The sequence below is a fragment of the Bacillus sp. 9.4 genome (genome assembly GCF_055486415.1).
Genome location: NZ_JBVFMU010000002.1, coordinates 159,594 through 175,984, shown reverse-complemented (window position 1 = coordinate 175,984; position 16,391 = coordinate 159,594). Strand labels below are relative to the sequence as shown.

2 protein-coding genes (1 of these 2 only partly in view) are annotated in these 16,391 nt (G+C 47.3%); both read left to right on the top strand.

The window, feature by feature from the left end; all coding sequences use genetic code 11:
* On the top strand, positions 1 to 2,773 hold the 3' end of the coding sequence (pksJ, locus tag ACZ07B_RS07505; protein WP_464877071.1) for a polyketide synthase PksJ. It extends 12,359 nt beyond the left edge of the window; only the last 2,773 of its 15,132 coding nucleotides appear in the window; its start codon lies beyond the left edge, outside the window; the stop codon is at positions 2,771 to 2,773.
* Entirely contained in the window at positions 2,757 to 16,391 is a 13,635-nt protein-coding gene (pksL, locus tag ACZ07B_RS07500; RefSeq protein WP_464877070.1) for a polyketide synthase PksL, read from the top strand. The genes pksJ and pksL overlap by 17 nt, the downstream gene beginning before the upstream one ends.

Here is a 16,391-nt window from a genome sequence, read left to right as displayed (position 1 = left end):
TCGCCGTCTCGCGAAGTTGATCGCTGATGAGTTTTATTCCGATTCTTATGATGCGGAGGTTTGCTACAGGGATGGTTTACGGTATCAAGCTTTTCTAAAAGCTCATCCGGAAACAGGTAAGGCCACGGAACAGAGCGCGGTCTTCTCGAATGATCATGTACTTCTCATTACAGGCGGCACACGAGGCATCGGACTATTATGCGCCCGTCATTTTGCAGAGTGCTATGGAGTGAAAAAACTGGTGCTGACCGGACGAGAACAGCTTCCTCCGCGAGAGGAATGGACTCGTTTTGACACCTCGAACACATCAGTTGCCCAGAAAATCCAGGTAGTGCGGGAGCTGGAAGCGAAGGGTGTACAGGTGGAGATGCTGTCGCTGACGTTATCTGATGATGCTCAGGTTGAGCAAACGCTGCAACATATCAAGCGAACATTAGGACCGATTGGCGGTGTCATTCATTGTGCAGGTCTGACGGATATGGATACGCTGGCATTTATCCGAAAAACTTCAGATGATATCCAGCGGGTGCTGGAACCTAAGGTGTCAGGTCTTACAACGTTATATCGCCATGTGTGTAACGAGCCTTTACAGTTTTTTGTCTTATTTTCTTCTGTTTCAGCCATTATTCCGGAGCTTTCGGCGGGACAAGCTGACTATGCGATGGCCAATAGCTATATGGATTATTTTGCAGAAGCACATCAGAAACATGCGCCGATCATCAGTGTTCAGTGGCCGAACTGGAAAGAAACCGGTATGGGTGAAGTGACAAATCAAGCGTATCGGGACAGCGGCTTGTTGAGCATTACGAATTCAGAAGGCTTACGTTTTCTAGATCAAATTGTATCGAAAATGTTCGGACCGGTTGTTCTCCCTGCAATGGCGAATCAAACAAACTGGGAGCCGGAACTGCTGATGAAGAGGAGGAAACCGCATGAGGGCGGTTTGCAGGAAGCTGCTTTACAGAGCCCGCCAGCCAGAGACTTTGAAGAGGCCGATGAAGTTTCCAAATGTGATGGATTATTATCTGAAACACAGTCCTGGCTTGTTGATCTGTTTACCGAAGAGCTGAGAATAGATCGTGAAGACTTCGAGATTGACGGGGTGTTTCAGGATTATGGCGTGGATTCGATCATTTTGGCACAGGTGCTCCAGCGTATAAACCGCAAATTAGAGGCAGCGCTCGATCCATCGATTCTATATGAATACCCGACAATTCAAAGGTTCGCAGATTGGCTGATCGGTTCTTATTCCGAAAGGCTGTCCGCTTTATTCGGAGGCAGGATATCGGATGCATCAGCACCTTTGGAGAACAAAATAGAGGCGGAGGCATCTGTTCCTGCGGAGGATCGAGCTCTTACACCTCAGATTCAGGCGACAGCGATTTTGTCACCGGACTCTCATGCAGAAGGTATTGCCGTTGTCGGACTCTCTTGTCGATTCCCTGGGGCAGATACATTGGAGTCATATTGGTCGTTACTATCCGAGGGGCGTTCGTCAATCGGCCCGATTCCGGCAGAGCGTTGGGGCTGTAAGACGCCATATTATGCCGGCACGATTGATGGCGTCAGCTATTTTGATCCTGATTTCTTTTTGCTTCACGAAGAAGACGTAAGGGCGATGGATCCGCAAGCACTGCTCGTGTTGGAAGAGTGTCTGAAACTCTTGTATCACGCCGGTTATACACCTGAGGAAATAAAGGGCAAGCCCGTCGGTGTTTATATCGGAGGCAGAAGCCAACACAAACCTGATGAAGACAGCCTTGATCATGCCAAGAATCCGATCGTGACAGTCGGCCAAAATTATTTAGCGGCTAATCTTTCACAATTTTTTGATGTCCGCGGCCCGAGTGTTGTAGTTGACACCGCATGCTCGTCAGCTTTGGTCGGCATGAATATGGCCATTCAGGCGCTGCGTGGCGGAGATATTCAATCCGCCATAGTCGGCGGTGTCAGCTTACTGAGCTCAGATGCCTCTCACAGGCTGTTTGACCGGCGCGGCATTTTAAGCAAGCATTCATCCTTCCATGTGTTTGATGAGCGTGCTGACGGAGTTGTGTTAGGTGAAGGCGTCGGAATGGTCATGTTAAAAACGGTAAAACAGGCGCTGGAAGACGGAGATACCATATATGCTGTTGTGAAAGCGGCCTCGGTCAATAATGACGGAAGAACGGCGGGGCCTGCAACACCTAATCTGGAGGCGCAAAAGGAAGTCATGAAAGATGCGCTTTCCAAAAGCGGAAAAAAACCAGAGGACATCAGCTATCTTGAGGCAAACGGGTCAGGTTCAATCGTAACCGATCTCCTTGAGCTAAAAGCGATCCAATCAGTGTACCGTTCTGGGCACTCATCGCCTCTTTCTCTTGGCTCAATCAAGCCGAACATCGGGCATCCGCTATGTGCTGAAGGGATCGCCAGCTTCATTAAGGTTGTGCTGATGCTGAAAGAGCGCCGCTTTGTCCCATTTTTATCAGGTGAAAAAGAGATGGCGCATTTCGATCAACAGAAAGCGAACATCACGTTCAGCCGAGCCCTGGAAAAATGGACAGATTCGCAGCCTACTGCGGCTATTAACTGCTTTGCCGATGGGGGGACGAATGCCCATGTCATCGTAGAGGCGTGGGAAAAAGATGAAAAACACGCCATCAAGCGCAGTCCAATATCGCCTCCTCAATTAAAGAAACGAATGCTTTCGCCAGGCGAGACAAAGCTGGAAGCGGAGACTTCGAAAATGACTGCGGCAAACATATGGGATACTTATGAGGTGGAGGTCTAACGTGAAAAAGATAACGAAACAACTCACATTATCGTTAAAAAATCCGTTTATTTATCACCATGTGGTTTACGGACAAAATGTCCTGCCGGGATTGGCTTATATCGATATAATCTACCAGATATTCAGAGAACACGGCTTCTCCTGCTCAGAGCTTCAGCTGCGGAATTTATCCATCTATCGGCCATTGACGGCGGACCAGGATGCAGTAATTGTTCTGAATATCCAATGCGCGGAGAAAAAAGAAGGACAGTGGCAAATCACAGCCAAGGGAATTGAAAAACGTGATGGGAAAGAAGTTTCAGAAGAAAAGCTCTATATGAAGGCTGATATGTACGCAGACTCCCCAGCCATATTTGAAGAAACACTGGATCTCAGTCAAATCAAAGCATCTGCACAGAACGTTGTTCAGCTTGATGATGTATATGAACAATGCAGACGTCAGGAATTGGTGCATAGCGAATATATGAAAGCAAAAGGCTGCATCTATGAAGAGGAAAATGGCGTCCTTCTTGAGCTTTCTCTCGGTTCGGAAGCCATGCTTCACGCAGAAGGCTTTATGTTTCACCCGACTCTCATAGACGGGAGCGGGGTGGGTGCCAATCATTTGCTCACATCTTTGCTTAAAGGAGAACAGAGGCTGTATTTGCCTCTGTTCTATGAATCCTTTTCCGCTTCTGCACTTTTGCAGTCGGATTGCATGACGAGAATTAAGCGCTCCTCCGTCCGGCGGGAAAAAGAGCTGATTTATGTAACACTTGAATTTTTTAATGCGTCGGGAGAAAAAGTGGCTGAGTTGAAAAACTTTACAAGCAAATTGGTGCGAGAAGCGGAGCTGATTAGCGGAAAACATCAAGATGCACAGGAGACACAGATGACAAGAGCGGACACTGCTGAGCGTGAGAAACCTGCTGACATGGTATCTTCTCCCGTTAATTCCTATAGCGGGGCTGAACAGTTCGTAAGTCAATTAATCGCAGAGAAAATCAATAAGCCGGTAGAACAAGTTGAAAAACAGGTCGGTTATTACCAAATGGGACTGAATTCATCGGGCTTGCTTGAGGTGGTAGAAACGATCAGTGATAAGATCGGTGAGAGCCTTTCGCCGACTCTTCTGTTTGAGCATACCACCATAGCGGAGCTGTCAGCGTTTCTTGCCGAGGAATATGCTGAGCATTTTAGTGCCGCTGGTTCCCTTGGCCTTGGCCAGAATGAAAGAGCACGCGTTTCCGACACAATAAACGATCGTAAGACTGTTGAAGCTTCTCGTCCTGCACCTATTGAGGCAGCAGGCGATATTGCGATTATCGGCTTGGCGGGCAGGTATCCGAAGGCAGCCAATATTCATGAATTTTGGAACAATCTGAAAGAGGGAAAGGACTGTGTTAGCGAGATTCCTGAGTCGCGCTGGGATTGGCAGCGACTTGAAGGAATCACATCTCCTTCGGGTAAGGACATTTCCAAATGGGGAGGATTTATTGATGACCCCGACTGCTTCGATCCTCAATTTTTCAGAATCACGCCAAGAGAAGCGGAGACAATGGACCCTCAAGAGCGGCTGTTTTTAGAAACATGCTGGGAAACGATTGAGGATGCGGGCTATACGCCAAAGACGTTGGCCAAGCCTAAAGGACGAAATAAAAGGCAGCATGTAGGAGTTTTTGCCGGTGTCATGCACAAGGATTATACATTAGTCGGAGCTGAAGAAGCATCAGCAGAAAATGTGTTTCCTCTTTCGCTCAACTATGCGCAAATCGCCAACCGTGTTTCTTACTTTTGTAATTTCCACGGTCCGAGTATGGCTGTCGATACGGTATGTTCATCCTCTTTGACCGCAGTGCACTTGGCGTTGGAAAGCATACGTCACGGTGAGTGCGATGTTGCGTTAGCAGGCGGAGTGAACCTGTCTTTGCACCCGAATAAATATATGACATACGGGGTCTGGGATATGTTTTCCACTGACGGACACTGCCGTACGTTTGGAAAGGATGGGGACGGTTATGTGCCGGCCGAGGGTATAGGCGCAGTTTTATTAAAGCCTTTGCGCCAGGCGGAAGAAGACGGAGATCGCATTTATGCAGTTATTAAAGGAAGTGCTGTGAATCATGTGGGCACTGTAAGCGGCATTTCAGTGCCGAGCCCTGTTTCTCAAGCTGATCTGATTGAGACATGCTTGGAGAAAACGGGAATCGACCCGCGGACGATCAGTTATGTGGAAGCCCATGGAACCGGCACGTCCTTAGGAGATCCGATCGAAATACAGGGATTAGTGAAAGCGTTCCGCCAATATACGCAGGATCGGCAGTTCTGTTCAATCGGTTCTGTAAAGTCAAACATTGGGCACGCCGAATCTGCCGCGGGGATCAGCGGTTTAAGCAAGGTTGCCCTTCAGCTTCACCATCAAAAACTTGTGCCTTCTTTGCATTCGGAAGAACTGAATCCGTACGTTGATTTTGAAAAGTCTCCATTTTATGTACAGCATGAAACAGAAACGTGGAAGCAGCCTGTTATCAAGGAGAATGGGGAAGAGGTCCCTTATCCGCGGCGGGCGGGTATCAGTTCCTTCGGAGCAACTGGTTCAAACGCACATATTATCCTTGAGGAATATATTCCTCAAGCAGCGGAGCAGGACGTTTCTTTGTCCTCAGATTCTGACATATCCGCAGTTATTCCGCTTTCTGCCCGTAATCAAGAACGTCTTCGTGTATATGCAAAACGTCTCTTGGATTTTCTTCATGATGGGATTCAGATTAGAGATTTGGCGTATACATTGCAGGTAGGCCGTGAACCGATGGAAGAACGGGTTTCTTTCTTAGCAACCGGAATTCAAGAATTGAGCGATCAATTGAAGGCATTTATAGAAGGAAGAAAAGCCATTCAGCATTGCTGGAAGGGCCGCGTGTCAAGAGGAAGCGAACCATCGGGTCCCGCCGAATCGGTACATAAATTGCTGGAGCAAAGAAAACTCGATCAAATTGCGGAGCAGTGGGCGAACGGATCTGGTGTTGACTGGAAGCTGCTTTACGAGGGAAACAAACCAAAGCGGATCAGCCTGCCGACTTACCCATTTGAGAGGGTGCGTTATTGGGTGCCGAAAGCGGAGAAAAAGACTGATCGTTTAAAGGAGGAGCGACACATCCTGCATCCTCTTCTGCATCAAAATGTGTCCGACATATCGGGTGTCCGCTTCCGTTCAGCGTTTACAGGACGTGAATTTTTCTTGAAGGATCATGTCATAAAGGGCGAACACGTTTTACCTGGCGCAGCTTTATTGGAGATGGTTCGGGCAGCTGTGGAAAGGGCAGCTGCGGATCAGTTCCCGACAGGATTCCGGCTCCGGAATATCGTCTGGGTTCGGCCGTTCGCCGTCACAGAACAGCAGAAAGATATAGATGTACGTCTATATCCTGAGGACAATGGTGAGATTACATTTGAAATCTGCCGGGACCCTGAAAGCGCAGAGGAGTCGCCGATTGTATATGGGCAAGGGAGTGCAGTGCTTTGTGAGGCTGGTGAAAATCCGGTTATCAACATTGAAGAATTGAAGGCAAGCTATAATGGCCGGACGCTGTCACCTTTTGATTGCTACGAGGCTTATACAGAAATGGGTATTCATTATGGTGACAGCCACAGAGCGATCGACAGCCTATATGCAGGCGAAAACGGAGTTCTAGTGAAATTGACGATGCCTCCTGTAATCTCTGATACAGAAGACCAATATATTCTGCATCCGAGCATGATAGATTCGGCATTTCAAGCATCTATCGGTTTGAGGCTGGGAGGAGCTACGAGTTTAGAAGACAGAAAGGCAATGCTGCCTTTTGCTATACAGGATGTCCACATCTTCAAAGGCTGCGAGGCATCTATGTGGGCGCGGATCACATATAGCGAGGGCAGTACAGCTGGGGATCGTATGCAGAAGCTTGATATCGATTTATGCAATGAAGAGGGGCAGGTTTGCGTGCGATTGACGGGCTATTCTGCAAGAGTGTTAGAAACAGATCAAGAAGGTCCTTCTGAAGCGACTGACACGCTACTGTTCGAACATATTTGGGAAGAACGTGCTGCAGAGAGGCAAGAGCTCATAGAGTACGACACGCATAAAGTCGTTGTCTGTGATGTTGGAGAACAAATGGAAAGCCTCCAAAATCATCTTGACTGTACAGTTCTGCAGCATGATACAGAGACAATTGATGAACGGTTTGAAGGTTATGCCATACAGTTATTTGAAGAAATCAAACAGCTAATGCACTCAAAAACAGGAGGACATACATTCATTCAAGTGGCGGTGCCTGCGTTGGACGAGCCTCAGCTATTAAGCGGCTTAACTGGATTACTCAAAACGGCTGAACTGGAAAATCCAAAACTGACAGGACAGTTGATCGAAATAGAAACCGGGATGTCAGCTGGTGACCTATTCGAAATATTGGAGGAAAACAGACGCTATCCGCGTGACACGCATATCCGCCACTGGCAAGGGAAGCGATTTGTAAGCAAGTGGAAAGAAGTGTCTGGTGAGCACCTAAGTGCTGACATGCCATGGAAGGATAAAGGCGTGTATCTGATCACAGGCGGTGCGGGCGGTCTGGGATTCATCTTTGCAACTGAAATCGCAAACCAAACGAATGATGCGGTTGTGATCCTGACAGGACGCTCTCCGCTTGATGAAAGGAAGAAGAAGAAGCTTAAAGCCTTACAGAAACTTGGCATCCAAGCGATTTACAGACAAGCTGATCTGGCTGACAAACAAACGGTTGATGCCTTATTAAAAGAAACCCAAAACGTTTATGGAGACTTAGATGGCATCATTCACAGCGCCGGTTTAATAAAAGATAATTTCATTATGAAGAAAAAGAAAGAAGAGGTTCAAACCGTTCTTGCTCCAAAGGTAGCAGGACTGATTCACCTTGACGAAGCAACGAAAGATATTCCGCTCGATTTCTTTATCCTTTTTTCCTCAGGTGCCGGAGCAGTAGGAAGCGCGGGACAGGCTGATTACGCAATGGCCAATGCATTTATGAATGCATTCAGCGAATATCGCAATGGCCAAGCAGTGCTGCACAAGCGTTACGGAAAAACTCTTTCAGTGTGCTGGCCGCTGTGGAAAGACGGGGGCATGCAAATTGATGCGGAAACTGCAAGGATGCTGAAAAGAGAAACAGGCATGGTGGCCATGGAAACAGATCGTGGGATTCAGGCGCTATATCATGGCTGGACGTCAGGAAAGCCGCAAGTGTTAGTTGCTTCCGGTGTTACTGATCGGATTCGTGCATTTTTACATGAAACGGGACATGGCAAAGGCCAATCTCACGATATCAAAAAAAGCAGTCTCAATCAGGAGGCAGAAAAAGCAGACATGATCGGGGAAATTGATGAAGAGATACTAAGAGAAAAAGCGGAGAACTATTTTAAACAGGTGCTTTCTTCGGTGATTAAGCTGCCAGCCGGCCAGATTGATGCTGAAGCTCCTCTCGAGGATTACGGGATCGATTCTATCATGATCATGCATGTAACGGGTCAATTAGAAAAAGTATTCGGTTCTTTGTCCAAGACGTTGTTCTTTGAATATCAGGATATTCGCTCATTAACACGGTATTTTATTGATTCCCGCAGAGAAAAACTGCTGGACATCTTGGGAATTGAAACAGGAAAACCTTCTGTTGAAAGAAAATCAGAACCTGAAAAACAAGAAATCCCAGTTACCCTAAGAAAGTCTGGATTTCTTCCTTTGCGAGATAAAGAGCAGAAGCAGTTAAGAGAGAAGGAAACGGAAGAAATCGCGATCATCGGTATCTCAGGTCGCTATCCGCAGGCAGACAACATTGATGAATTGTGGGAAAACCTGAGAGACGGTCGAGACTGTATTACTGAAATTCCTGCAGACCGCTGGGATCACAGTCTTTATTATGATGAAGATAAAGACAAGCCTGGAAAAACCTACAGCAAGTGGGGAGGCTTCTTGAAGGATGTAGACAAGTTTGATCCGCAGTTTTTCCATATATCGCCGCGTGAGGCAAAATTAATGGACCCGCAAGAGCGTTTATTTTTGCAGTGCGTGTATGAAACGATGGAAGACGCAGGCTATACAAGAGAGCACCTCGGCCGTAAGCGTGATGCTGAGCTTGGCGGAAGCGTCGGTGTTTACGTCGGTGTCATGTACGAAGAATATCAGCTGTACGGGGCACAAGAGCAGGTGCGGGGAAGGTCTCTGGCTTTAACGGGAAATCCATCATCCATCGCGAACCGGGTATCTTATTATTTTGATTTTCACGGACCGAGTATTGCTTTAGACACCATGTGTTCTTCTTCTTTAACGGCTATCCACTTGGCCTGCCAAAGCCTGCAGGGCGGAGAGTGTGAGGCGGCATTCGCGGGGGGCGTGAATGTGTCAATCCATCCAAATAAATATTTGATGCTCGGGCAGAACAAATTTATGTCCAGCAAAGGCCGATGTGAAAGCTTCGGACAGGGCGGAGACGGCTATGTGCCGGGGGAAGGCGTTGGAGCAGTGCTTTTGAAGCCATTGTCTAAAGCAGTTGAAGATGGTGATCACATTTATGGAATCATTAAGGGGACAGCCATCAACCACGGGGGAAAAACAAACGGGTACTCAGTGCCCAATCCGAATGCCCAAGCAGATGTCATCAAAAAGGCGTTTGTGGAAGCGAAGGTTGATCCGCGGACAGTCAGTTACATCGAAGCCCACGGCACGGGAACCTCTCTCGGTGATCCTATTGAAATCACAGGGCTGTCCAAAGTGTTTACGCAAGAAACCGATGACAAACAATTTTGTGCAATAGGGTCAGCCAAATCAAATATCGGGCACTGTGAGAGTGCGGCAGGTATCGCAGGAGTAACGAAGGTATTGCTCCAAATGAAATACAGGCAGCTTGCGCCTTCCCTGCATTCAAACGTGCTGAACCCGAATATTGATTTCCTTAACTCGCCGTTTAAAGTACAGCAAGAGCTAGAAGAGTGGAAGAGGCCGATCATCAGTGTCAATGGTAAAGACATCGAATTACCGAGAATCGCAGGAGTCTCTTCATTTGGTGCCGGGGGTGTGAACGCCCATATTTTAATAGAAGAGTATGCTCCGGAACCTGTGGAGGAACGTTTACCAGCGAGGAAACAGCCGGCTGTCATTGTGCTCTCAGCAAAAAATGAGGAAAGACTTCAGAAACGCGCGGAGCGATTGCTGCATGCCATTCGTGAACAAACATATGTTGAAGCAGATTTACACCGAATTGCCTATACGCTGCAAGTCGGCCGGGAAGCGATGAACGAACGGCTGGCGTTCGTTGCGGAAACGATGCAGGAGCTTGAAGAAAAGCTGTATGAATGTATCTCCGGAACAGAAAATCGTGAATATGTCTATCGCGGACAAGTAAAGAGCAACAAAGAAGCCATTGCTGCTTTTGCTGCTGATGAGGATATGTCAAAAACAATTGAGGCATGGCTGCAAAAAGGAAAATATGCGAAGGTTTTAGACCTGTGGGTAAGAGGTTTGCGAATCGACTGGAGCACGCTATATCAGGATCAAAAACCGCGGCGCATCAGTTTACCTGCCTATCCTTTCGCAAGAGATCGCTATTGGATAGACGTACATGCAAAGGCTGAGGAAAAAAGAACGGAGGAGCCATTCGCTCCAGTACAGCCCGTCCTTCCAAAGCCGTCTGTAGCCAGAGAAGCCAGCGGCAAGCCTGCCAATATTACGTTACAGCCTTTAATGACCAATCAGGATCGTTTGGAGCGGACAGCATCTCTGGTTCCATCAGATACAGAAACAGAGACGATCACGGCGGAAGCCTTGTGCGATGAACTGACAGCGGGCTTAGCGGAAGTGCTGTACATGGACCAAAACGAGATTGATCCAGACGAAGCATTCATAGATATCGGTATGGACTCGATTACCGGGCTCGAATGGATAAAAGCAATAAATAAACAGTATGGCACATTACTAAATGTCACAAAGGTATATGATTATCCGACAACACGTGATTTCGCTGTTTACTTAGCACACGAGTTAAGCACACAAGCTGGGGAGAAAAAACAAACGGAGACGTACACGCCGATCAGACAAAAAACAGCGGTACCTGCTGCTAAACCGGCTAATATATCTCTGCAGCCGTTAGAACATCATCAGCCAGTGCAAGAGGAGGCTGAAGAAACGATTCAATATGCAGCGGCAGAAATATCTGCATCAAGACAATATACTGTAGCAATTGAAACGCTGCATGAAAACTTGAGGGAAAGCATAGCAGACGTGTTATACATGGAGCCATATGAGGTGGATATTGACGAAGCGTTCATAGATATCGGAATGGACTCGATTACCGGACTCGAATGGATAAAAGCGGTGAACAAGCAATACGGAACGTCTTTTACGGTAACCAGAGTATATGATAATCCAACGATACGTGATTTTGCCGAAATGCTAAAGTCCGAGCTTGGAACTCATCATGATAGAAAGATAGAGCATACTGTTCCTATCGAAGCAGTCCAGCAAAAGCCAGCAGCACCATCTAATCCAAAGCCGGCAGAACGGCCCCTACAGCCTGTTCAACATCCAATAAAGAAAGAACATGAGAAGAAAACGGTTCCTGTTCATCAAGACCGCTCGGAGGATGCGATAGCGATTGTCGGGATGTCGGGAAGATACCCGGGCGCTCGTAATGTAAGAGAGTACTGGGATAACCTGGTTCATGGGAGAAATGCCATTCGGGACATTCCAACATCACGGTGGGATGTTGACAAATACTATGATCCTGTCCTCAACAAAAAAGGGAAAGTCTATTGCAAATCAATGGGGATGCTTGATGATATTGAACATTTTGATCCGTTGTTTTTTAATATTCCGCCGTCAGAAGCTGAACTGATGGACCCGCAGCATCGAATCTTTTTGCAGGAAGGCTATAAAGCGTTTGAGGACGCTGGGTACAACGCCCGAACTTTAAATGAGAAAAAATGCGGTGTATATCTCGGCATTATGAGCAGTGAATACGGAGTCATGCTGAACCGGCAGGCAAGAGCAAATGCCACCGGGAACAGCTTTGCGATCGCTGCGGCGCGTATTCCATATTTTCTTAATTTAAAAGGGCCTGCGATTCCTATTGACACCGCTTGTTCATCTTCATTGGTCGGCACACATTTAGCGCGGCAGGCACTTATAAACAAAGAAATTGATATGGCGCTGGTCGGCGGGGTCAGCTTATACCTGACGCCGGAATCTTACATCAGTATGTGTGAGGCCGGCATGCTTTCACCTGATGGACAATGTAAAGCATTTGACAATGGCGCGAATGGTTTTGTGCCCGGCGAGGGTGCGGGTGCGCTGGTTCTGAAAAGGCTGAAAGATGCGGAAGCGGACCGTGACCATATTTATGGCATCATCATTGGCTCGGGTATTAATCAGGACGGGAAAACAAACGGAATCACAGCACCGAGTGCGAAAAGCCAAATGGACCTGGAAAGAGACATATATGAAACATACGGCATACATCCTGAGAGTATCAGTTATGTCGAGATGCATGGCACAGGAACAAAACAAGGCGATCCAATTGAATTAGAAGCTCTGTCCACTGTATTTCAAGAAAAGACAGACAAAAAGCAGTTTTGCGCAATCGGTTCCGTCAAAAGCAATATTGGCCATACATCCGCGGCGGCAGGAGTAGCCGGGGTTCAAAAAGTGTTATTGTGCATGAATCATAAAACACTTGTCCCGACATTGAACTTCACGACACCGAATGAGCATTTTGAATTTGAGCATTCTCCTTTATACGTAAATACGGAGCTTAAGCCTTGGGAAACGGGTGATGGAAAACCGCGGAGAGCATGTGTGAGCTCTTTCGGATATAGCGGAACGAATGCCCATATCGTGATAGAGGAATATCAGCCTGAAAAGAGGAGCGATCCATTAACAAAGCAGCACCGCTCAGCATTATTTGCACTCTCAGCGAAAAAAGAGAAGCAATTGAAGGCCTATGCAGAAGCAATGAAAGATTTCGTAACTTCCAATGAAGATATCGATCTGGAGGATATGGCATACACACTTCAGACGGGCCGGGAAGCAATGGATTATCGGCTGGCGTTTTTGGCGGATTCGAGAGAAATGCTGATCAAAACTTTAGATGATTATTTGGCTGAAATGCCGAACGGCAGCATATTTGCTGCTCACGTGAAAACGAAGAAGAGTGAAATCAAGCTGTTTGAAACGGATCATGATGCCAAAGCATTGCTGCAAACATGGATAGAGAAAAAAAGGCTGGAGAAAGTAGCGGAACTATGGGTGAAAGGGCTGCAGATAGATTGGAACAAGCTTTATGGGGAAAACACGCCTCGCCGAATCAGCCTGCCTGCTTATCCGTTCGCGGAAGAGTATTACTGGCTGCCAACTCAAGAAGGCGAACCCGAAACCATTGCTACAGCACTCCCTCATTCCGAACTGGTGCCAAAACGCTGCTTTCTGCGTAAACAGTGGCAGCCTTGTCCGATTGAACCGGCAGAAATGACGAATCAAACCGTCGCCATTTTGGCAAATGAGGAGACAATGGCATTAGCGGAAGAGCTTTCGACGTATTTCTCGACATACCGTATATTTGACAGCCAAGAGCTGGATCGGGTATCTGCTGCTGACTATGAACACGTTGCTGGAGCAATCGATCTGATCGGGTGCGGAACGAGCCATGAGCATTCTATGGGCTGGATAAACTGGCTCCAAAAGCTGATCGAGCAAGGACGTGCAAGCAAGCATCATTTGACGGTCTTGGGTGTAACAAAGGGGCTGGAGGCCTACGCAAATGAGGGTGTTCTTTTGTCTGGTGCTTCACGGGCCGGTTTATACCGCATGCTTCAAAGTGAGTACAGCCATCTTACTTCAAGACATGCAGATATGGAATGCGAAGCCTCTCATGAGGAGCTGGCCAGACTGATTGCAGTTGAATATTATGCCAAGAGCACAGAATCAGAAGTCTGTTATCGAAACGGACAGCGATATCGCGCATATTTGACAGAGCAGCCAGCAGAAGCCGCTCTAAGTCATAAGCAAGTATCGTTTTCAACAGACAAAGTCCTGCTCATTACAGGCGGGACAAGAGGTCTCGGCTTGCTGTGTGCGCGGCATTTTGTGAAAACATACGGCGTTAAGCGGCTGGTCCTTATCGGCCGTGAAGAGCTTCCGCCGCGTGACCAGTGGAATTCGGTAAAAATGGCCTCGTTTGCCGAGAAAATAAAAGCCGTTCAAGAGCTAGAAGACATGGGTGCGCAAGTTCAGGTGCTGTCTCTGGATCTCACAGACAGGGTTGCTGTCGAACAGAGCCTGAAGACAATACACGAAACAATGGGGGCGATTGGCGGAGTCATCCATTGTGCCGGGATGGTGAACAAACAAAACCCGGCTTTTATCAGAAAATCACTAGAAGAGATCGGACAGGTGCTTGAACCGAAAGTTGAAGGTCTGCAAACGTTGTTTGACCTGCTTCAGGATGAACCATTGGCGTTTTTCACCTTGTTTTCATCAGTATCAGCGGCCATCCCTGCACTAGCAGCAGGACAAGCTGATTACGCGATGGCAAATGCTTTTATGGATTATTTTGCGGAGGCTCATCAAGATAAATGTCCCATTGTAAGCATTCAGTGGCCTAACTGGAAGGAGACCGGTTTAGGCGAGGTTCGAAGCAAAGCTTTAGAACAAACTGGATTGATCAGTTTGACAAACGACGAGGGATTACAGCTGCTTGACCAGATTCTATCAGACAGACAGTATGCTGTCGTGCTGCCGGCAGTACCAGATACAAACGTTTGGAAGCCGGATAAGCTGATGCAGCCGTCATTGCCTGTCGAAGCTCTCTCGCATCCTGAGACGAAAGAGCAAACCAGCACTCGCAACCTGTTCCCTGAAACAGTCGACTGGCTCGTAACTCTTTTTTCAGATGAACTGAAAATAGCTGCAGAAGACTTTGAAACGGATGAACCTTTCCAAGAATACGGAATCGACTCGATTATATTGGCCCAGCTGGTACAGCAGATGAACCAACAATTAAATGGAGATATTGATCCGTCAATCTTGTTTGAATACCCGACAATAGAATCCTTTGCACACTGGCTCATTTCGAAATATGACATATCAGCTGTTTTACAGCCATCTGTTCCTGAGAAACAGACACCTCTCAAGCCGCAATCAGCAATGAAACAGAAGCTGGTGCCAGAACAGCGGCCGCAACAGATAAGCCATGAAAAAACGGCACTTCTTGCTGAGGACATCGCTATCATCGGTCTTAGTTGCAGGTTCCCGGGAGCAGAAACCCTAGAGGAATACTGGGATTTAATACGTGATGGACGGTCTGCGATTGCGCCTGTTCCGCCTGAACGATTTGGGAACTCCAGCTCGAATTACGCGGGCCTCATTGATGAAATGAACCGATTTGATCATGACTTCTTCATGATGTCCGAAAACGATGTCAGAACGATGGACCCTCAAGCTTTGGCTGTATTGGAGGAAAGCTTGAAGCTGTGGTATCACGCCGGTTATACAGAGAAAGAAGTGAAAGGCATGAGGGCTGGTGTTTATATAGGAGGCCGCAGCCAGCACAAGCCTGATCCGGCCAGTCTTTCAAAAGCAAGAAATCCGATAGTCGCTGGCGGACAAAACTATTTAGCGGCTAACATCTCACAATTTTTTGACTTGAAGGGACCGAGTATTGTCCTGGATACCGCTTGTTCCTCTGCACTGGTGGGGCTGAATATGGCCATTCAGGCTCTGCGAAGCGGAGATATTGAGGCAGCGGTTGTAGGCGGCGTCAGTTTGCTTGATGCTGATGCGCATCGAATGTTTCATGAGCGCGGACTTTTATGTGACAAACCGTCATTCCATATTTTTGATAAGCGGGCAGACGGTGTCATTTTAGGAGAAGGCGTGGGCATGGTTCTCGTCAAAACCGTCAGCCAAGCGGTTGAAGACGGAGATTCCATATATGCAGTCATTAAAGCCGCTGCGATTAATAATGACGGAAGAACGGCAGGCCCATCATCTCCGAATCTCGAGGCACAAAAGGACGTCATGCTGTCAGCGCTTGAAAAAAGCGGCAAAAAGACTGAAGAGATCAGCTATCTCGAAGCGAACGGATCGGGGTCGGCAGTAACAGATTTACTTGAATTAAAGGCAATCCAGTCCATTTACCGTTCTGAATCAAAGGCTCCGTTAGGGCTGGGATCGGTGAAACCTAACATCGGCCATCCATTATGTGCAGAGGGGATTGCGAGCCTGATTAAAGTAGCTTTAATGCTGAAGCATAGACAATTGGTTCCGTTCCTGTCAGGTAATGAAAATATGCCGTATTTTGATATAGAAAAAACAGATTTGTATTTCAGCAGATCGCAAGCCGAGTGGAAGGAGACAACGCCGGCTGCGGCAATTAATTGTTTTGCAGATGGCGGAACGAATGCCCATCTCATTGTAGAAGCCTGGAGAGAATTGGTTGATCGTTCAATTAGAAGAAAACCTCTGCCTTTACCGGAATTAAATAGGCAGCCCGTTTTAATCAAACCATCAGCTCAAAACTTGCAGAAAAAAGTGCATTCAGACACGGGGGCTTCTAAAGATATGTTTTGGAAAACTTTCAAATAA